We start from the raw sequence: 17,959 nt of genomic DNA, 5'->3' as shown, positions 1-17,959 counted from the left end.
GATGCGTCGGATGCGGGGTGTCACGGCGGCACTGGTGAGCTTCCTGCTGCTCACGGGAACCGGTACCGGCTGCGATTCGGCCCACGGCGGCAACGCCATCCGGGTTGCCGTGGTGCCTGGCGAGAACGCCGGGCCCCTAGGCGAAACGTATCGCGCACTGCTCGCCCTCCTCGAACGGTCGACAGGTCGGCCGGTGGAAATCATCAAGGTCGTCGACTACCAGGCTGCGGTCGAGGGACTACTGGCGGACCGGGTTGACGTGGCCGAACTGGGCCCGGTCACCTACCTGGTCGGCAGGCATGGCGGTGTCGACCTGCGTATAGCGGGCGTCTATCGCAGCGGAAGCCGGGAGCCGTCCTACAGGTCCGTCGCGGTGACCCGGTCGGGCGCGCGGATAGACGTGCCCGCCGGTCTGCGAGGACGGCACGTGTGCCTAGTGGATCCGCTATCCACCAGCAGTGGACTGATCCCCCGGTCGGCGATGCTCTCGGCCGGCCTGTCGGCGGACGGTGCGGTTGAGGTGACGTACACCGGCGGGCACGACGTGGCTCTCACTGACCTCCGGCGCGGGCTCTGCGACGTGGCGTTCACTTCGGACGAGATGTACGAGCGGGTGCTCCCCTCCCGCAGGTTTGACCTCTCCGGAACCGAGGTGGTGTGGCGCTCAGATCCCATCCCGAATGCTCCCCTCGTTGTTCGCGGCAGTTTGGACCCCGCAGTGCGCGACGTCTTGGTCACCGCACTGCGCACTGACTTCAACGTGGAGCGTCTCGTCAGTCTCGGAATCTGTACCGACAGCGCGGATTGCCGACTGGCGGCTGATCCGTCGGTCACCGGCCTCGCGCCGGCCGAAGACGCGACGTTTGACGGCATCCGGGAGGCCTGTCGCCGCACCGGTTACCGACAGTGCTCCTGATGCCGGGCACAATGCTCGCTGAGTTGCGTGACGCCACTCTGGGCTACGGCCGCACGGCGATCCTGACCGCCACGTCCATGCGGATCCGGGCGGGCGACCGCATTGCATTGCTCGGCGACTCCGGGGCCGGCAAGTCCACCGTGCTCGCGTGCCTGGCGGGGCAGACCCCCACGCTCGCAGGTGGCCTGACCTACTTCGGGCCGCTGGCCTCCAGCCGTGTCCCGGCCCTGCACCGGCCGGAGATCGCCTGGGTGCCGCACGAGCCGGCCCTAGTGGCGGACCTGTACGCGATCACCAATGTCCTGCACGGCTGTCTGGGACGTCTCCGCCTGCCTCGGTTCCACTGGCGCACCTACCCGCGCGCCGAACGGGCTGCGGCAGCAGATTTGCTGACGCGGCTGGGACTGGCGCACGTCACCCATGTGCGGTGTGGGCGGCTGTCGCGTGGCCAGCAGCAGCGGGTAGCGGTTGGCCGGGCCTTGCTTCAGCGTCCGGCACTGGTCCTGCTCGACGAACCGACCAGTTCGCTGGATCCGCAGTCCGCGACCGCACTGTTACGCCTGCTGGATGACCTTGTGTCCTGCGGGAGCGCCGTCGTGCTCGCGCTACACGACGAGCGGCTGGCCGAGGTTTGGGCGACCCGGCGTATGCGGCTGGTGGGTGGCCGGCTCGTCGAGGCATGAGTGTGCGACGGGTGCTGGGCACCGTGCTGCCGGCGCTCGTCGGCGTCGGCCTCGCCGCCTACTGCGCCGTCAAGGTCGCCTCGGAGGTCTCGCCAGCGTTCCTGACCCGCCGACTCGGCGGTATGTTCCCGCCATCCTTCGACGGCGTCACGCTGCGGGAGATCGGCGCCACCGTGGCAACGGTGCTGGCCGCTGCGGCCATGGGCGTGTCGTGGGGGACATTCCTGTACCTGTTCCGCGCCCTGCCGCGCGAGGAGTCAACGGTACGCCGGTGGTCGGCGGCGGTCGCCAGCCTCCTGGCTCGCGGCTTCCCCGAAGTCGCGGTGCTTTTCTGCCTGCAACTCTTCTTTGGGACCAGATTGGAAATCCTGCTGATCTGTGTCGGGCTCTACACCGGTGGCGTGCTGAGCAGACTACTCGACATCACGGTCACCGACGACCAGCGGGAACCGTACCGGCGGGTCCGGCAGGCGGGCGCCACCCACGCCGTGGCGTTCGTCGCGGTGCTGACCGCCTCGGTCGACCTGCTGCTCTTCCGGGCCTGCCTGCTGCGGCTCGACTCGGTGCTGCGCAAGGTCGTGATCCTTGGAGTGGCAGGGGCCGGCGGGATCGGACTCAGCCTGCAGGAGCACTACGCGTACGGGGATATCGCCGTCGTCGGGGGCCTGTGCCTGCTGTTGTTATGTTTCCACGCCGGGTTGGAATCGCTCGCGGCCCTGGCTGGAACCGGCGGCCACGCTCCGGTGCCGCCGACCGCGCGCCGGTACGCCGTCGGGTTCCTTCAGGGGACCGGCGTCCTCGGCTGGCTCTTTTGTCTGGGCCGCCTGGCTACTGGATCGCGTCCGCTCGCGCTCCCGTATATAGATCTACCGCCGCTGACCTACCTGGGACAGCGACTCGCGGCGGCAGCGATGGAGACAGTCGCGAGCGCCTTGGCGGCAGCGTCGATCGGCATTATTGCCGGTAGCCTGATCGGACTGGCGGCCTCAGTGGAGCTCTGCCGTCCGCGCTGGCTGCCGTACGTAATCCGGCTCCTGTTGGCTGTGAGCCGGGCGGTGCCGGACGTTCTGCTCGTCATACTGGCGATCTCCGCAGTGGGTTTCGGGTGGAGCTCGGGGGCTGTCGTACTCGCCGTGCTAAGCACGATTACCGCGGCGAAGCTCTTCGCGGATGAGGTGGACTCGGTAGGCGTGAGTTCCTACCAGGCGCTGCGCGCGTTGGGCGCGTCGCCGCTGCAAAGCTTGACGAGTGGGTTGCTCCCCCAGCTCGGCGGGCAGTTGACGTCGATCGCGTACTGGCAGATTGAGCACAACCTGCGCAATGCCGTCTTGATCGGCTCGGTTGGTGCCGGTGGCCTCGGCTACTTCCTGGTCGAGGCACGCAACGCAGGCTCGCTGCCGGCCCTGGTCGCCGGGGGCCTGCTGGCGTGCCTATTGGTGGGCATGGTCGAACTGCTCGGCCGGGGGGCGCCACGTCAGCCCTGAGTCGGCTCTGGTGCCGGTGATGAACACTTGGGTTCATCCGAACCGCGGTCAGCGGAGCACGTACACACCCTGGTGCGCGACCAGCGAGATCGGGATCCCGTCGGCTCGCACCTAGCGGACCGCCAACCGGCGCGAAGGGGGCTGCGCAATGGATAGTCCGCCCGTCGCGGACGTCGGCGAACAGTCCGTACACCGTTTCACCGGCTCCGACCTTACCGCAGCAGGTAACCAACGCTCTATCAAGCGGGGGAACTCACTTCGAGATCGGCGTCGCCCCTGCCTGGCGCTACGTCCAGGAGGCGATAGCCCTGCTCTGCTTGGCAGCCGATGACTTGAACACCGCGATGCGACGCATCCGGCTGCTGGTGTGCGCGATCCTGGACGGCACGCTGCTCCCGACCGACCGGGTCGCCGAGCAGAAGCCGTACGTTGCACCCAGATGCACTCGTGCGGGCCAGGAGCGCAGGACTGGCGCGTACCGAGGTCCGGAATCCGCACGACGAGGTGCTCCTCGATCCATGCATCCCCACCCCAGGGCACCACCTGCGCCAGCATCCGTTCGCTGATGGCACCGGGCAGGGTGCCCCCATTTACCCCCCGAAAAACCCTCCCCAGAATTGACCACGAGTGACAAGTAGCGATTAATGAAGGACGCCGTTCGCGCAGGTCAACGCCAAGATGTGACCAACGATGACAAGCTCGGCAGGGTGACGGTTGGTAACCGTGTGTCGCAGGTTCGAATCCTGCCGGGGGCACCTCGAAGATCAGCCAGAACGCCATCTGACCTGCGGATACGTCACCGCGTCGATGGGTGGACCTGTGCATCCGGATGCCACCTGTAGCCGCCGTTTGCAGCCCTATGTGCAGAAATGCGTGCAATGATCTTGGGCGGTTGAGCTGAAGATCCTCGTGCCGGCCCGCTTCCACGCCCTGTAGGCAGGGGTCAGCCGTGCTGGTGACGATGGGTCCGCTCCTCGTCCTACTCGAACGGGGTGGCCGCGCCGGTTCCCCGCCGGGCCCACCGCACCCCGTTGCCGGTGGGTGACACGCTGGGGCGATGGTCACCCCGCACCCTCAGCCTGCGTCGACGTCAGGCCCGTTCACCGCCAACCCGAGACGGCGGATGCTGGCGCTCGTGCTCAGCGGTGCGCTGCTGGTCACTTGGGCGCTGGTTACCATCGGCCAGGGTCTCTATCTCAGCGCGAACGGCGTCAGCACGCCGGCCGAGGTCGTCAGGGCACGGCACGTCGGTCGCTCCGACCTCGTCCGGGTCCGGCTCGCCTCGGGGCACGAGACGGAACTGTGGGCCTGGAAGGGGACTCCCGGGGTCGGGGAGAGGATGACCGTCGTCTACCTCGGAGAGCGGGACTGGGCCAGGGACGCCGAAGCGTTCGCTCCGATGCGACGCATCTGGGTCGGCCTGGGGATGGGGATCTGGCTACTCGTCGTGGCGCTGGTCGAGAGCTCCTGGCGGGCCCGGCAGGCCCGGGGTCGCACCGACCCGCCGGCTGACGCCGGCAGCCCGGCCGGCGTCTGACAACTCCTGACGGAATGATGGTGGGCGTGTCCTCGGGACGTGAGGATCACTCTGTCTGGACGTGAGGAAGGGTGAGCAGCCGTCATCGCGTCGATCGATCGAACTACGCAGCCAGATGCCGCCCTCGTGATCATCAGCGACCCGCCAGAAGCCGGAGTTGCGGTACCTCCCGGCTCACCATGAGCGGCGTCGAGCAGTGCCGACAGGATCCAGACGAAGGTCGGACGACGTTGGTCTGGGTGTCGAACTCGCCCGCCTTCTCCGTCTCGGGACAGTAGTAGCCCAGGTGGAGCCGAACCCAGGGCGCTCGGGTGAGGGCAGCGCCAGGCTCATCCCGCTTAGCGTCGTGGAAGGGCGCCCACCAGTAGTCGATCACCGCACGCAGACTGGTCTGTTCGCGTTCTTCGCTGTGGTCGAAGGTCGCGACGCGGCCGGCGGAGTAATGCTGGCCGAACTCGCGATCACCTGAGCAGATGGCTCGATCCGCGCCCACCTCGAAGAGCGTGGTGCGACCGCTGCGTTCGCAGACAAAGCAGTCGAGGCTCAGCTCGAGCCGGCCCCGCCAGTGGAGGTTGTGGGAGGACGAGGGGAGGGCGAGGACGGTGGTGACTTCAACGGATCGGAGCACGTCGCGATCCTGGCACGGGCTCTGGACGTACATGAGCTCAGCGTCGCGTCGATGCGCTCGTTCATCCTGCTGCGGTCCCCGTCGAGGCACTCCGCGTACACCTGGAGTAGCGCGCCGACCGAGTGCCCGGCCCGCTGCCCGACCTCGGGCGCCGGCAGCCCGGCGTTGAGCCAGAGCGATGCCCCAGCCGTGCATTAGGTCGTAGGGCCGCCCGGCCAGGGGACGCCGCCCGGTCCGGGGTCAGGCTCAGCGTCCGCGCCTCGTCCCAGACCCCGGAGTACGCCGACGACGCCACCACGTTGCCCCGGTCGATGCGGAACAGCCGCCCGTCGGCGCCGACGGGCGGCTCCGCTCGATGTGCGCCCGCAGCATCGTCACCAGTTCCGGCGGGATCGGCACTCCGCGCGCTTCCGTGACCTTCCGGGCGGAGATGTTCCGGCTCGTGGCAGCCGTAGATCGTCGGTAGTCGCCGGTCCCGTCGTTGGCCGAGGTGGTCATCCTGTCCGCTACTCATGGTCAGGCCGGGGGAGCCAGGTCATCGCGCAGGGGCAGCCTGGTCTCGGCATCTATCCGGGTGAGGGGAGGAATGCGAGTCACACCTCATCGCTGCGAAGGCTCGACCTTGCTCCGGGGGCATGCTGCCGCTCCCGCAGACGAGCTCCTCGTGAAGGAATCGCGCTCAGCGCTTCGTCTCGTACCTGGTAAGAATCACGCCGCCGGGAAACGTCCGCGTCTCGACCACGTTCAGGTTCACCCAGCCGTCCAGCGCACTGAAGAACGGTTTGCCGCCGCCCACGAGGACGGGATGGGTGACGATCTCGTACTCGTCGATCAGCCCGGCCCGCATGGCCGCCCCGGCGAGCGTTGCGCCACCGACCCTCATCGGCCCGCCGTCCTCGGCCCTGAGCCGGGTGATCTCGGCGATCGCGTCGCCGGTGACCAAGCGAGCGTTCCAGTCGACCTTGTCGATCGTCGAGGAGAACACCACCTTCGGCGTGTCCCGCCAGTTCCGCGCGAACTCGATCTGCGCCGGGGTGGCGTCCGGCTGCTGGTCGCCGGTCGGCCAGTAGGCGCTCATGGTCTCCCACAGCCGGCGCCCATACAGAAACAGGCTGATCGCCCGCTCCTGATCGAGCCACCACTGGAACAGCTCATCGCTCGGCTCGCTCCAACCGAGGTCGTCGCCGGGCGCGGAAATGTAGCCGTCCAGGGACAGGTTCATGCCGTAGATCAGTTTCCGCACAGCGCATGCCTTCCGTCAGTCGGTCTCGGAAGACTAGACCAGTGGAGCGGAGAAAACTGACCGGCGCGCAATCTGTTCATACCGACCGGCTCCTGGCCCTCGCTCAAGACTTCCAGGCCGCCTGTCCCGTACCACCTTGGTTCGTGCCATTGGCGTGCCGTTAGCGCGGATGAACCACGGTCACTCGCGGCATTGGTCGAGGCACTTACCCGCGGCGAAGAATCGATTGCGGGAGGGTTTCCCAGGTCGCGCCCGCTGTTCCGGTCAAGCTCCGGACTCGTCACGGTCATCCTCGTAGCCGCTGTCGTGGTGCCTCGCGTGCCGACGCACCTGTCGTTCCTGCACGAAATAGTCCCCGAGGTCCGTGAGGAGACGCGTGCGGGCGGCGTCCAGGCGTGCCGTGTAGTCCGGCGTGAAGATCTCCACGAGCGACTTGTCCAGAGTGCCGCTGATGCGGTGCAACGCCGACCAGACCGGCGATGTCCTCGTCAACGATGGCATCGAACCTCTCAGTACCGATCGCCTTGTCAAGCCGATCGGAGAGAGCACCAGGGCCTGGTCGTGGTCAGCTCGATCGTGAAGTCCTCGGCTATGGAGCGAGAGTAGCCAGAGCACGATGCCGGAGTGCGGGCGCTACTCACCAAGGCGGCCCCGCGAGCGGCCGCGCCGGCCGGCCAAGCTGGCGGATGGATCAAAGGGCATGAAGGGCTGACGCGGGACGCTCGCCGTCGGGGTTGCCTCGATCACCGGTCGGGATCGGAATTGATCAAACGGTGTTGCATCGGCTAACGTCCGCGCCCGTGAATCGTCTTCGTGCCACCTTCGTCGCGTTGATTTCTCTCTCCGTGCTGGCTCTCACCGCCTGCGGTGGGGAGGAGAGCGCGACCACGGCCGGCTCCACGCCCTCCGCCTCCGTGCCCGCCTCCTCGGCGGCCGCCTCCGCCTCCGCGATGCCGTCCTCGTCGGCCCCGGCGGGTGGCGCCAGCGACAAGGAGCTCTGCGAGTCCGTCAAGAAGGCCGACAGCGAGATGCGGCCGAAGCTGGTCAAGGCCATGACGTCCGGCGAGGCGGCCGCCTACAAGGACGTTCTGACCGAGCTCAGCCAGAAGCTCACCGCGGCGGTCGCCGGCGGTGGCGACGGCAAGGTGGCCACCGTGGTCGAGGCGTTCAGCGCGGAGGCGTCCAAGGCCGCGGCGGCCGCGGACCCGCTGACCGCCGCCGAGAACCCGGCCTTCGAGAAGGCCGGCGCGAGCATCACCGCCGCCTGCAAGGCGGCCGGAGTCAAGGTCAACTTCTGACGCTGGCGCGGGCCGGCGCGAGCGCCACCCGCCACCTAGCGGGGCGGCGATGAAGGCGGGCGGGCTCGCGTAGCCGATGCGGTGGACGACCTCGCCGACCGGCCGGGTCTCCAGCAGCGCCAGCGACGCCCGCAGGCGCAGCCTGGTCCGCCACTGGGAGTAGGACATGCCGAACTCGCGGGCGAAGTCGCGTTGCAGCGTCTGCGGGTGAGCCTGGCCGTGCCGGACGGCGGTTCACGGCGATCGTCGGGCCCGACGCCTGCGGGAAGCCGACGCTGCTGAAGGCGTTCGTCCGGCTGCTCCCGCCGTCTTCGGGGGCGGTCCGCCTCGACGGCCGGGACGTCGCCGAGCACCGGCCGAAGCGGTTCGCCAGGCAGGTCGGCTTCCTGCCCCAGGGCCTCGTCGCGCAGGGGCCACCGGCCGACGTGGTGGACGCCGACCTCATGCGGGAGGTCTTCGGCCTGCCGTGCGTGGTGATGCCGAACCCGGTCACCGGTACCCCGATGGTGGTGCCGACCGTCTGAGCCGGAAGCGTGTTGACGTCAACCTCGGTTGAGGTTGTCGGATGGTGGCATGCGTGCGATTCGGCTCCACGAGTTCGGTCCCCCCGGAAATCTGGTCCTCGACGATCTGCCCGACCTGTCGCTCGGCCCCGGCCAGGTCCGGATCGCGGTGTCGGCCAGCGGCGTGCACCTGCTCGACACGACCCTGCGCCGGGGCGGGGCGGGCGGGCCGTTCCCGTTGCCGGAGCTGCCCACCGTCCCGGGCCGGGAGGTCGCCGGCGTCGTCGACGAGGTGGGTGAGGGCGTCGACGGGTCCTGGCGGGGCCGGCGGGTCGTCGCGCACCTGGGCATGGTGCCGGGCGGGTACGCCGAGCAGGCCGTCACCGACGTCGGGTCGCTGTTCGCCGTACCGCCGGACCTGACCGACGTAGAGGCGGTGGCCGCGGTCGGCACGGGCCGTACCGCCCTCGGGGTCTTCGACCTGGAACGGCCGGCGGCGGACGACGTCGTCTTCGTGCCGTCGGCGGCGGGTGGGGTCGGCTGGCTGCTGGCCCAGGCCGCGCGGACGACCGGCGCGACCGTGGTGGCGGCGGCGCGCGGCGCCGACCGGACGGCGAAGCTCGCCGAGCTGGGCGCGGACCTCGTGCTGGACTACGGCCGCCCGGACTGGACCGGGACGGTACGGGAGCGCGTCGGCGGCCTGAGCCTGGTCTACGACGGCGTGGGCGGCGCGGTGGGCCGGGCGGCCCTGGAGCTGACGAGGCCGGGGTCCCGCTTCGCGATGTTCGGGTGGTCGTCCGGCGAGGCGACCCGGATCGGCACCGACGACCTCGTCTCCCGCGGTCTGACCGTCGGCTGGCTGGGGCAGCGGATGCGCGCCCTGCCCGGTGGCATCCCGGCGCTGGCCGCACGCTCGCTGGAGCCGGCCGGGCGCGGCTGGTGGCGGCCGCTGGTCTCGACCTATCCGCTGGCCGAGGCCGCCGCCGCGCACGCCGATCTGGAGGCGCGCCGGGCGTTCGGCAGGGTGGTGCTGACCGTGCGGCGGTGACCGGGAGCAGGGGTCTCAGTCCGCCGGGCGGCGGGCCACCAGGTACGCCTGCGGCGTGCGCTCCCGACCGCCGCTGGCGTACGCCTCGGCTTCGCGCTCCAGCCGGACGCGGACCTCCAGCCCCGCGTCGGTCAGCAGTTCGGCGACCCGGTCCGGTCGCCGGCGCCGGAAGCAGAGTGAGACCGGGTGGCCGAGGGCCTCGGTCAGGTGCAGCGGCTCGTCGCCGACCTGGAAGGCCAGGACCAGGTGACCGCCGGGCGCCAGCGCCCGGCGGAAGCCGGCGAAGGTGGCCGGGAGGAGCTCGTCCGGGACGTGGATGGTCGAGTACCAGGCGACGACGCCGCCGAGGGCGGCGTCCGGCAGCTCCAGGTCGGGCATCGTCCCCACCTCGAAGCGCAGGTGGGGGTGGGCCCGCCGGGCCGTCTCGACCATCCGGGGGGAGAGGTCGATGCCGAAGGCGTCCAGGCCGAGGGTGTGCAGGTGCCCGGTGACCCGGCCGGGGCCGCAGCCGACGTCGGCGACGGGCCCGTTCCCGGCAGCGCGCACGAGGTCGGCGAAGCCGGCGAGGACGGCCCGGTCCCACGGGCTGCCGGCCATCTCGTCCTTGAACCGCTCGGCGTAGTCGACGGCCACGGCGTCGTAGGCGGCCCGGGTCTCGCGGAGGTGTTCCGATTCGCTCACGACCCGGCACGTTACCGGGCGCCGGGGGAGCGTCCCGGCGCCGGCGGGGGCCGGCCGGGTGCCGTCGCGGTTGGACCGTCGTCGAGGCGCTCGCAGGTGGACGTCCGCGTGCGGAGGGGAGCGGCGGCCGGATGTAACGAGAGCGGCGGCCAAGACGCTGCGCCCGCCCTCCGCGCGAATTCCCATCGTTGGGAATAGGCTCCGCGTATCGACGGCCAGCACCACGGCGGCCATCGCGTACCGGGGGTCGGACGCGGGATCGAGGGGGCGCGTCCGGCGCCCGTGTCGCCTCTCCCGCCCCGCGCGTCGCACGCACCCGGACGCGACGGCGCCGGCGGGACCAACGCCGGGCGCCGTCGCGCGCCACCGCCCGGACCGCCCCCGTCGCGGCCCGGGCGCGTCAGCTCCCCGGCAGCTGCTCGGCCTTCGTGACCACCCGGTCGATCAGGCCGTACTCGCGGGCCTCCTCGGCCGTGAACCACCGGTCGCGGTCCCAGTCCCGCTGGATCTCCTCCAGGCTGCGCCCGCTGTGCCGGGCGATCAGCTCCTGCATGGTCCGCTTCACGTGCAGCATGTTCTCCGCCTGGATGGTGATGTCGGCGGCGGTGCCGCCCATCCCGCCCGACGGCTGGTGCATCATGATCCGCGAGTGGGGCAGCGCGTAGCGCTTGCCGGCGGTGCCCGCGCAGAGCAGGAACTGCCCCATCGAGCCGGCGAAGCCGAGCGCCACCGTGGCGACGTCGTTGCGGACGAACCGCATCGTGTCGTAGACCGCCATCCCCGCGCTCACCGAGCCGCCCGGCGAGTTGATGTAGAGGACGATGTCCCGCTCCGGGTCCTCGGCGGCGAGCAGCAGCATCTGGGCACAGATCTGGTTGGCCGAGGCGTCGGTCACCTCGGTGCCGAGGAAGATGATCCGCTCCTTCAGCAACCGCTCGAACACCTGGTCGCCGAAGGACGGCTGCCCACCGTCCAACATCCGCACGTCGAGACCGATCATCGCGTCCGCCCTCCTGGCCGTGCCGGCGGGCGACCGCGGAGGACGCCCGGGGGACCGGCCCCTCCAGCCTGGGGGGAGCGGGGCGCGCGGGCGTAGCGATTCTGCCGGCGGCAGATCCGCCTACGGCAGAACCGGCCGGCCTAGACGACGGTCAGCGCCCGCGTGCCCGCCCGTGCCCGCCCGCAGCCGAGCGCCACCCGGGTACGCGGACCGGGGCGAGCGCCCGCGGCGGAGGCGGGTCGCCCGACCCGGAGGGTCGGGCCCTCCGCCCGGGACCTCAGGTGCGGCAGCGGACCGGCGGCCCGGGGGCCGACGCGCAGGCCGGTGGCGGCGGCGCCGGGGCGGCCGGTCTCGGCCCGCTCCAGCCGGGCCAGGCCGGCCCGGGGCGCGGCCGGGACGCGCGGCTCCACCCGGCGAAGGTCGTCGCGGGCCTCCTCCAACAGGTCGGAGAGGCGGATGCCCAGGGCCCGGCAGATCGCCGCGAGGACCTCCGAGGAGGCCTCCTTGCGGCCGCGTTCGACCTCGGAGAGGTAGGGGACCGACACCCCGGCGGCCTCGGCCACCTCACGCAGCGTGCGGCCCTGCCGCAGCCGGAGCCGGCGCAGCACGCCGCCGATCACTCGTCGCAGCAACGACATGCCGGCCTCACTCTCGGGCTCGTCGTCCGGGGGACACCCCCATCATGCCCCCTGCCGGGCGCGCGGGTCGGCCGCCGGCCGCGAGTCGTGCCGGATGCCGGGCTCGGGCACCGGTCTTCGCGCCCTCGCCGTGCGGGAACGGCGCAGGCCGCTATGTTGTGGTCGTGCAGGCGACGACGGGGCCGGGGCAGGCCCTCCCGTGATCCACTTTCCCGCGCAGCGACGGGGCCCCCTGAGCGCGCTCAGCCTCCGGCTGGCCGCCGCCGTCGGCCTGGTCTTCGCGACCGTCGCCGTGGTCTACCTGGACCGCGACGGCTACCGCGACGTGAACGAGGACAACCTCACCCTCCTCGACTGCTTCTACTACGCGGTGGTCACCCTCTCGACCACCGGCTACGGCGACATCACCCCGGTCAGCCAGACCGCCCGGCTGATCAACGTCGTCTACATCACGCCGGCCCGGGTCCTATTCCTGATCATCCTGGTCGGCACCACCCTCGAAGTGCTGACCGAGCAGTACCGCACCGGGCGCCGCCTGTCGCGGTGGAGGAGAGCCGTGAAGGACCACGTCATCATCTGCGGCTACGGCACGAAGGGCCGCAGCGCGGTCTCCGCCCTGCTGGAGAACGGGCTGGACAAGTCGCGCATCGTGGTGGTGGAGCGCAGCGGCCCGGCCCTGCGGCAGGCCACCTCGGCCGGCCTGGTGGCGATCGAGGGCTCGGCGACCCGCTCGTCGGTGCTCAACGAGGCGCACGTACGCAACGCCAAAGCGGTGATCATCGCGACGGACAGCGACGACGCCTCCGTCCTGGTGGCGCTGACCGTACGGCAGCTCACCGCCGGCCAGGTGCGGATCATCGCCGCCGCCCGGGAGGCCGAGAACGCCCCGCTGCTCAAGCAGAGCGGCGCCCACCACGTGATCGTCTCGTCGGCCACCGCCGGTCGGCTGCTCGGTCTGTCCACCTCGGCCCCGCCCCTGATCGACGTGGTGGAGGACCTGCTCACTCCCGGCCAGGGCATGGCGCTGGCGATGCGCTCCGCCGAGCGGGCCGAGGTGGGCAGGTCGCCGAGGGAGCTGGAATCGCTGGTCATCGCCCTGGTGCGGCGGGGCAAGGTGGTGACGCTGGCCGACCGGGCCGGCGCGGTCATCGAGACCGGCGACATGCTGGTGCACGTACGCGACGACCGTCCCCAGTCGACCGGCACCACCTGACCGGCGCCCTGGCCAGGCCCTTGGGCTGACCGAGAATCCTCTCAACGGATCTATCTCTGCCCCGGGATGCTTGCTACCGTTTGACGGCTTGGAATTGCCAGTGGGTGCCACCATCGACCGCAGTCGACGCACCGTCACTGGCTCAGGCGACGGGGGCAACATCTTTCGCGCGGGGGCAGACGCCCCGGCCGTCGTTTGTCGTCTTCCCGTCCGTCGGGCACCTCAGCTGAGCCGTTCCGAGTGCCTCGTTAATCGAACGACGGGAAACAATCAGTGGCTGAAGTGGCAAAATCCGCAGGAGCCAGAAGGCGTTGGTCGGCCGGCATCGTGGCAGGCCTCGCCCTGGCGGGCACGGCATTCGTCGCGCCCGCGACCGTCGCGCAGGCCGCCCCCGCCGGGGCCGGCGTGTTCGACGCGACGGGCGGTTCTCGGGCCGACAGCCCGAGGAAGCTGCCGAACCTGCAGAAGGGCAAGCTCAAGCTGCCCACGCCGGGCGCCAAGGGACCTCGGTTCCAGTCCGGCACGAGCGCGAAGCCGCGCATCGTCGGGGGAACCTTCGCCAGCGCGTCGGAGTTCCCCTACATCGTCGGTGTCGTCACCACCCTGCGCATCGACGGCGAGCACTACTGGTACTGGTGCACCGGCTCGATCATCGCCCCCAACAAGGTGCTGACGGCCGCGCACTGCGTCACCGACGGGCCGGGCAGCACCCGCGTCATCGCCGGTAACGACCGGATCCTCGACGAGTACGGCAACATCCTCAACGACAGCGGATACGTCGCCGAGGTCGGTTCCACCTGGACCCACCCGGGCTGGAACCTGGCGCAGCAGTACGAGCAGGAAAACGCGCCGATCCGCAACGACGTCTCGGTGATCACCCTCAAGGGGAACCTGCCCGCCGAGTACACCCCGATCGCGCTGGGCAACCAGGGCGACCAGACGCCGTACGTGGCCGGCACCTCCGCGGTGATCGCCGGTTATGGCGTCGACTACGACGCCAACGGGCAGGAGATCACGGACAGTCGGCTGCGCAAGGCGACCGTCCCGATGCAGTCCGACTCGTACTGCAACGTGCCCAACCTGTACTACCCGGGCGAGATGTTCTGCGCCGGGGCGGGCCTGCCGGCGGCGCCGGCCGCCGACACCTGCAACGGTGACTCGGGCGGGCCGCTCGTGGTCGGCGGCAAGCAGGTCGGCATCACCAGCTGGGGCTTCGTCTGCGGCGAGGCTCCCGGCTTCTACGTGCGGCTCAACAACTACGTCGACGCGGTCAAGGCGGACTTCACCCGGCCGCCGCTGATCAACGCCGACTGGACCGGCGACGGTCACACCGACCTCATCGCCCGGGACACCGCCGGTAACCTGCGGCTCTACTACGGCAGCGGGTTCGGCAACGACGGCTACGGCGGCTTCTACATGTCCCGCCAGATCAACTCCGGGTGGGGCGGCTTCAAGCGGATCTTCCGCGTCTACAACTGGAACGGCGACAACCGGCCGTCCATCATGGCGATGAAGACCACCGGCGAGCTGTACCTGTACAACACCGACGGGCAGGGCAACTTCTCCGGCGGCGCCAAGCTGATCGGCACCGGCTGGGCGGGCTTCACCGCTCTCATGGTGACCAACAACTGGATGGGCAACAACCGGCCGAGCCTGCTCGTCCGCAAGTCCAACGGCGACCTGGTCCGCTACACCAGCGACGGTGCGGGCGGCTGGGAGAACCCGTCGGGCACCCGGATCGGCACCGGCTGGAACGGGTTCAACCTGTTCCTCACGCCGGGCGCCTGGAAGGGCGACGGGCTTGAGGTGATCATCGGCCGCACGTCGACCGGTGTGCTCAAGATGTACCAGTCCGACGGTGCCGGCGGCTGGACCAACCCGTCGGGCACCCAGATCGGCAGCGGCTGGGGCGGCTTCAAGAACATCATGACGCTGGGCGACTGGGACGGCGACAACATGATGGACATGATGGGCGTCAACAGCAGCAACCAGATGAAGCTCTACACCACCGACGGCCGCGGCAACTGGATCGACGCCAGCGGCAAGGTGATCTCCAGCGGCTGGGGCAGCTTCAACCTGATCTTCTGATCGGGTTCCGCACCACCGCGACGGAAGGGCCCCGCAACCGAATGGTTGCGGGGCCCTTCCCGGTGCTGTCGTCGGCGGTCGGTCGCGCCCTCGCGGGGGCGGCGGCCGGCCGTACCGGTCAGACGATGGTCCAGGTGTCCCCGCTGGCGAGGAGCCCGGCGAGCTGCTGCTCCTGGGTCTCGGTTACCTTCGCCTTCGCGGCGGCGAGCTGCCCCTGCACCACGCTGTCGTAGGACGGCCGGCCCACCGAGCGGAACACGCCGATCGGGGTGTTCCGCAGGTCCAGGCCGGGCAGGCGGGAGAGCGCGAAGGCGTACGCCGGGTCGGCGACCGTCGCGTCGTGCACGACGATCTCCCCGGGGGCGACCGAGGCGGTCTCCCGGACCTCCAGGCCGAAGCCGCCCGGCGGGTGCACGACGCAGAACTGCCCGTCGCGGCCGAACGTGATGGGCTGCCCGTGCTCCAGCCGGATCAGGAAGTCGTCCCGGGTCGCCGGCTCCTTGAGCTGGTCGAACGCGCCGTCGTTGAAAATGTTGCAGTTCTGGTAGATCTCGACGAACGCCGAGCCCTGGTGCTCCGCGGCGGCCCGCAGCACCGACTGGAGGTGCTTGCGGTCGGAGTCGATGGTGCGGCCCACGAACGTGGCCTCGGCGCCGAGGGCGAGCGACAGCGGGTTGAACGGCGCGTCGGCCGAGCCGGCGGGCGTCGACTTGGTGACCTTGCCGACCTCGGAGGTCGGCGAGTACTGCCCCTTGGTCAGGCCGTAGATCCGGTTGTTGAACAGCAGGATCTTCAGGTTGACGTTGCGGCGCAGCGCGTGGATCAGGTGGTTGCCGCCGATGGAGAGGGCGTCACCGTCGCCGGTGACCACCCAGACCGACAGGTCGGGGCGGCTGGCCGAAAGGCCGGTGGCGATCGCCGGGGCACGGCCGTGGATCGAGTGCATCCCGTAGGTGTTCATGTAGTACGGGAAGCGGGAGGAGCAGCCGATGCCGGAGACGAACACGATCCGCTCACGCGGGATGTTCAGCTCCGGCATGAACTGCTGGATGGCGGCGAGGATCGCGTAGTCGCCACAGCCGGGGCACCAGCGCACCTCCTGGTCGGACTTGAAGTCCTTGGCGGTGAGCTTGAGGGCGACGGGCTCAGACATTCTTCAGGACCTCTTCCAGCATCGTCTCCAGCTCGGCGGCCGTGAACGGCAGACCGCGGACCTGGTTGTAGCCGATCGCGTCGACCAGGTACGTCGCCCGGATCACGTGGGCGAGCTGACCGAGGTTCATCTCGGGGATGACCACGCGGTCGTAGGAGCGCAGCACCTCACCGAGGTTGGCCGGCATCGGGGCGAGGTGCCGCAGGTGCGCCTGGGCGATGGCGTGGCCGCGCTGGCGCAGGCCCCGGCACGCCGCGCCGATCGGCCCGTACGTCGAGCCCCAGCCGAGCACCAGCACCCGGGCGTCGCCGTCGGGGTCCTCGACCTCGACGTCCGGCACCGGGATCGTCTCGATCCGGGCGGCCCGGGTACGCACCATGAAGTCGTGGTTCGCCGGGTCGTACGAGATGTCGCCGGTCTTGTCGGCCTTCTCCAGCCCGCCGATGCGGTGCTCCAGCCCGGCGGTGCCCGGAATGGCCCACGGGCGGGCCAGCGTCTCCGGGTCGCGCAGGTAGGGCAGGAAGGTCGTGCCGTCCTCGTCGTTGGGCTCGGTGGCGAACTCGACCCGCAGGTCGGGCAGGGACTCGACGTCGGGCAGCAGCCACGGCTCGGAGCCGTTGGCCACGTAGTTGTCGGAGAGCAGGATGACCGGGGTGCGGTAGGTCAGCGCGATCCTGGCCGCCTCGATGGCCGCGTGGAAGCAGTCCGACGGGGACCTCGGCGCGATCACCGCGACCGGGGCCTCGCCGTGGCGGCCGTAGAGCGCCATGTTGAGGTCGGCCTGCTCGGTCTTGGTCGGCATGCCCGTGGAGGGGCCGGCCCGCTGCACGTCGACGATCACCAGCGGCAGCTCCAGCGCGACCGCGAGGGAGATCGTCTCGCTCTTGAGGGCCACACCCGGGCCGCTGGTGGTGGTGACGCCCAGCGAGCCGCCGTACGAGGCGCCCAGCGCCGCGCCGACCGCGGCGATCTCGTCCTCGGCCTGCATGGTGAGCACGCCGAAACGCTTGTGCTTGCTCAGCTCGTGCAGGATGTCCGAGGCCGGGGTGATCGGGTAGGCGCCCAGGAAGACCGGCAGCTTGGCGCGGACGCCGGCGGCCACCAGGCCGAGCGAGAGGGCCGCGTTGCCGGTGATGTTCCGGTAGGTGCCCGGCGGCATCTTCGCCGGCTTGACCTCGTAGCGGACCGCGAAGTCCTCGGTGGTCTCGCCGAAGTTCCAGCCGGCGCGGAACGCCGCGACGTTCGCCGCGACCAGCTCGGGCCGGGCTGCGAACTTGCGCTCCAGGAATCGCAGCGTCGACTCGTACGGCCGGTTGTACATCCACGAGAGCAGCCCGAGGGCGAACATGTTCTTGGCCCGCTCGGCGTCCTTCTTGGACACGTCGGACGCGGCGAGCGCGCCGACCGTCATCGAGGTCAGCGCCACCGGGTGCACCACGTAGCCGGCGAGGCTGTCGTCGTCGAGCGGGTTGGACTGGTAGCCGACCTTGGCCAGGTTGCGCTTGGTGAACTCGTCGGTGTTGACGATGATGTCGGCCCCGCGCGGCAGGTCGGCCAGGTTCGCCTTGAGTGCCGCCGGGTTCATCGCCACCAGTACGTTCGGCGAGTCGCCGGGGGTCAGGATGTCGTAGTCGGCGAAGTGCACCTGGAAGCTCGACACGCCCGGCAGCGTGCCGGCGGGGGCCCGGATCTCCGCCGGGAAGTTCGGCAACGTCGAGATGTCGTTGCCCAACTGCGCGGTCTCGGAGGTGAACCGGTCGCCGGTGAGCTGCATCCCGTCACCGGAGTCGCCGGCGAACCGGATGACCACCCGGTCCAGTTGACGGATCTGCTTGGTCACGCCTGC

Annotated in this window: 16 protein-coding genes and 3 pseudogenes; 10 read left to right on the top strand and 9 right to left on the bottom strand. The window is 70.4% G+C overall.

Features of this window, described 5'->3' with window-relative positions:
* Nucleotide 1 precedes the first annotated feature (1 nt).
* The 5 genes and pseudogenes from V6V16_RS02435 to V6V16_RS02415 all read left to right on the top strand — a co-directional run bounded on the left by V6V16_RS02435 (nt 2) and on the right by V6V16_RS02415 (nt 4,620).
* Nucleotides 2–916 carry a phosphate/phosphite/phosphonate ABC transporter substrate-binding protein gene (locus V6V16_RS02435; protein ID WP_334559086.1) on the top strand — a complete coding sequence of 305 codons (915 nt, stop codon included), beginning with the start codon at nt 2–4 and terminating at the stop codon, nt 914–916.
* Nucleotides 916–1,599, top strand: a complete 684-nt coding sequence (locus V6V16_RS02430; RefSeq protein WP_334559084.1) for an ATP-binding cassette domain-containing protein — start codon at nt 916–918, stop codon at nt 1,597–1,599. The genes V6V16_RS02435 and V6V16_RS02430 overlap by 1 nt, the downstream gene beginning before the upstream one ends.
* An 11-nt stretch (nt 1,600–1,610) precedes the next feature.
* Nucleotides 1,611–3,083, top strand: a complete 1,473-nt coding sequence (locus tag V6V16_RS02425) for an ABC transporter permease subunit (protein WP_334559082.1) — start codon at nt 1,611–1,613, stop codon at nt 3,081–3,083.
* Nucleotides 3,084–3,248: 165 nt separating this feature from the next.
* Nucleotides 3,249–3,511 (top strand): annotated as a pseudogene (locus V6V16_RS02420) (IS5/IS1182 family transposase); the annotation flags it as partial.
* Nucleotides 3,512–4,206: 695 nt separating this feature from the next.
* On the top strand, nt 4,207–4,620 hold the full coding sequence (locus tag V6V16_RS02415) for a hypothetical protein (RefSeq protein WP_334559081.1): 414 nt from the start codon (nt 4,207–4,209) through the stop codon (nt 4,618–4,620).
* Nucleotides 4,621–4,753: 133 nt separating this feature from the next.
* Here the strand turns inward: V6V16_RS02415 and V6V16_RS02410 are convergent, their stop codons facing one another.
* The 3 genes from V6V16_RS02410 to V6V16_RS02400 all read right to left on the bottom strand — a co-directional run bounded on the left by V6V16_RS02410 (nt 4,754) and on the right by V6V16_RS02400 (nt 6,917).
* Nucleotides 4,754–5,281, bottom strand: a complete 528-nt coding sequence (locus V6V16_RS02410; protein ID WP_334559080.1) for a hypothetical protein — start codon at nt 5,279–5,281, stop codon at nt 4,754–4,756.
* Nucleotides 5,282–5,927: 646 nt separating this feature from the next.
* Nucleotides 5,928–6,491 (bottom strand): dihydrofolate reductase family protein, encoded by a 564-nt coding sequence (locus tag V6V16_RS02405; RefSeq protein ID WP_334559079.1) that lies wholly within the window; start codon nt 6,489–6,491, stop codon nt 5,928–5,930.
* Between the two features lie 264 nt (nt 6,492–6,755).
* On the bottom strand, nt 6,756–6,917 hold the full coding sequence (locus V6V16_RS02400; protein ID WP_334559078.1) for a hypothetical protein: 162 nt from the start codon (nt 6,915–6,917) through the stop codon (nt 6,756–6,758).
* A 374-nt stretch (nt 6,918–7,291) separates the two neighbouring features.
* On the opposite strand from V6V16_RS02400, the gene V6V16_RS02395 reads away from it, so the two are divergent.
* Nucleotides 7,292–7,789: a hypothetical protein gene (locus V6V16_RS02395; protein ID WP_334559077.1), complete on the top strand. Its 498-nt coding sequence runs from the start codon at nt 7,292–7,294 to the stop codon at nt 7,787–7,789.
* Nucleotides 7,790–7,843: 54 nt separating this feature from the next.
* Here V6V16_RS02395 and V6V16_RS27835 read toward each other — a convergent pair.
* Nucleotides 7,844–7,987: pseudogene (locus V6V16_RS27835) on the bottom strand (helix-turn-helix domain-containing protein); the annotation flags it as partial.
* A gap of 44 nt (nt 7,988–8,031) precedes the next feature.
* On the opposite strand from V6V16_RS27835, the pseudogene V6V16_RS02390 reads away from it, so the two are divergent.
* Nucleotides 8,032–8,175: pseudogene (locus tag V6V16_RS02390) on the top strand (ATP-binding cassette domain-containing protein); the annotation flags it as partial.
* A 187-nt stretch (nt 8,176–8,362) separates the two neighbouring features.
* Nucleotides 8,363–9,340: a zinc-binding dehydrogenase gene (locus V6V16_RS02385; protein ID WP_334559076.1), complete on the top strand. Its 978-nt coding sequence runs from the start codon at nt 8,363–8,365 to the stop codon at nt 9,338–9,340.
* Nucleotides 9,341–9,355: 15 nt separating this feature from the next.
* Here the strand turns inward: V6V16_RS02385 and V6V16_RS02380 are convergent, their stop codons facing one another.
* From V6V16_RS02380 to V6V16_RS02370, 3 genes are all read right to left on the bottom strand, one after another.
* Nucleotides 9,356–10,021, bottom strand: a complete 666-nt coding sequence (locus tag V6V16_RS02380; RefSeq protein WP_334559074.1) for a class I SAM-dependent DNA methyltransferase — start codon at nt 10,019–10,021, stop codon at nt 9,356–9,358.
* A gap of 400 nt (nt 10,022–10,421) precedes the next feature.
* Complete coding sequence (locus tag V6V16_RS02375) at nt 10,422–11,021, bottom strand: ClpP family protease (RefSeq protein ID WP_334559072.1); 600 nt, start codon at nt 11,019–11,021, stop codon at nt 10,422–10,424.
* 140 nt (nt 11,022–11,161) lie between these two features.
* Entirely contained in the window at nt 11,162–11,659 is a 498-nt protein-coding gene (locus tag V6V16_RS02370; RefSeq protein WP_334559071.1) for a helix-turn-helix domain-containing protein, read from the bottom strand.
* A 199-nt stretch (nt 11,660–11,858) separates the two neighbouring features.
* Between V6V16_RS02370 and V6V16_RS02365 the strand changes: the two genes are divergently transcribed.
* Nucleotides 11,859–12,872, top strand: coding sequence for a potassium channel family protein (locus V6V16_RS02365; protein WP_334559069.1), 1,014 nt, complete (start codon nt 11,859–11,861; stop codon nt 12,870–12,872).
* Nucleotides 12,873–13,199: 327 nt separating this feature from the next.
* On the top strand, nt 13,200–14,960 hold the full coding sequence (locus tag V6V16_RS02360; protein ID WP_334559068.1) for a trypsin-like serine protease: 1,761 nt from the start codon (nt 13,200–13,202) through the stop codon (nt 14,958–14,960).
* 118 nt (nt 14,961–15,078) lie between these two features.
* Here V6V16_RS02360 and V6V16_RS02355 read toward each other — a convergent pair whose 3' ends face one another.
* Both V6V16_RS02355 and V6V16_RS02350 read right to left on the bottom strand, forming a co-directional pair.
* On the bottom strand, nt 15,079–16,113 hold the full coding sequence (locus V6V16_RS02355; protein WP_334559066.1) for a 2-oxoacid:ferredoxin oxidoreductase subunit beta: 1,035 nt from the start codon (nt 16,111–16,113) through the stop codon (nt 15,079–15,081).
* Entirely contained in the window at nt 16,106–17,953 is a 1,848-nt protein-coding gene (locus tag V6V16_RS02350) for a 2-oxoacid:acceptor oxidoreductase subunit alpha (RefSeq protein ID WP_334559065.1), read from the bottom strand. Before V6V16_RS02350 ends, V6V16_RS02355 begins: the two co-directional genes overlap by 8 nt.
* Between the last annotated feature and the right edge of the window lie 6 nt (nt 17,954–17,959).

It is taken from the genome of Micromonospora sp. CPCC 205561 (genome assembly GCF_036906775.1).
Classification (GTDB): Bacteria; Actinomycetota; Actinomycetes; order Mycobacteriales; family Micromonosporaceae; genus Micromonospora.
This window is presented reverse-complemented; position numbering and strand designations above follow the sequence as displayed.

What these genes read in the sequence shown, in the direction of transcription:
- V6V16_RS02435 (WP_334559086.1), top strand. Translation starts at nt 2, where the DNA reads ATGCGTCGGATGCGGGGTGTCACGGCGGCACTGGTGAGCTTCCTGCTG.
- V6V16_RS02430 (WP_334559084.1), top strand. Translation starts at nt 916, where the DNA reads ATGCCGGGCACAATGCTCGCTGAGTTGCGTGACGCCACTCTGGGCTAC.
- V6V16_RS02415 (WP_334559081.1), top strand. Translation starts at nt 4,207, where the DNA reads ATGCTGGCGCTCGTGCTCAGCGGTGCGCTGCTGGTCACTTGGGCGCTG.
- V6V16_RS02410 (WP_334559080.1), bottom strand. Translation starts at nt 5,281, where the DNA reads ATGTACGTCCAGAGCCCGTGCCAGGATCGCGACGTGCTCCGATCCGTT.
- V6V16_RS02385 (WP_334559076.1), top strand. Translation starts at nt 8,363, where the DNA reads ATGCGTGCGATTCGGCTCCACGAGTTCGGTCCCCCCGGAAATCTGGTC.
- V6V16_RS02375 (WP_334559072.1), bottom strand. Translation starts at nt 11,021, where the DNA reads ATGATCGGTCTCGACGTGCGGATGTTGGACGGTGGGCAGCCGTCCTTC.
- V6V16_RS02370 (WP_334559071.1), bottom strand. Translation starts at nt 11,659, where the DNA reads ATGTCGTTGCTGCGACGAGTGATCGGCGGCGTGCTGCGCCGGCTCCGG.
- V6V16_RS02355 (WP_334559066.1), bottom strand. Translation starts at nt 16,113, where the DNA reads ATGTCTGAGCCCGTCGCCCTCAAGCTCACCGCCAAGGACTTCAAGTCC.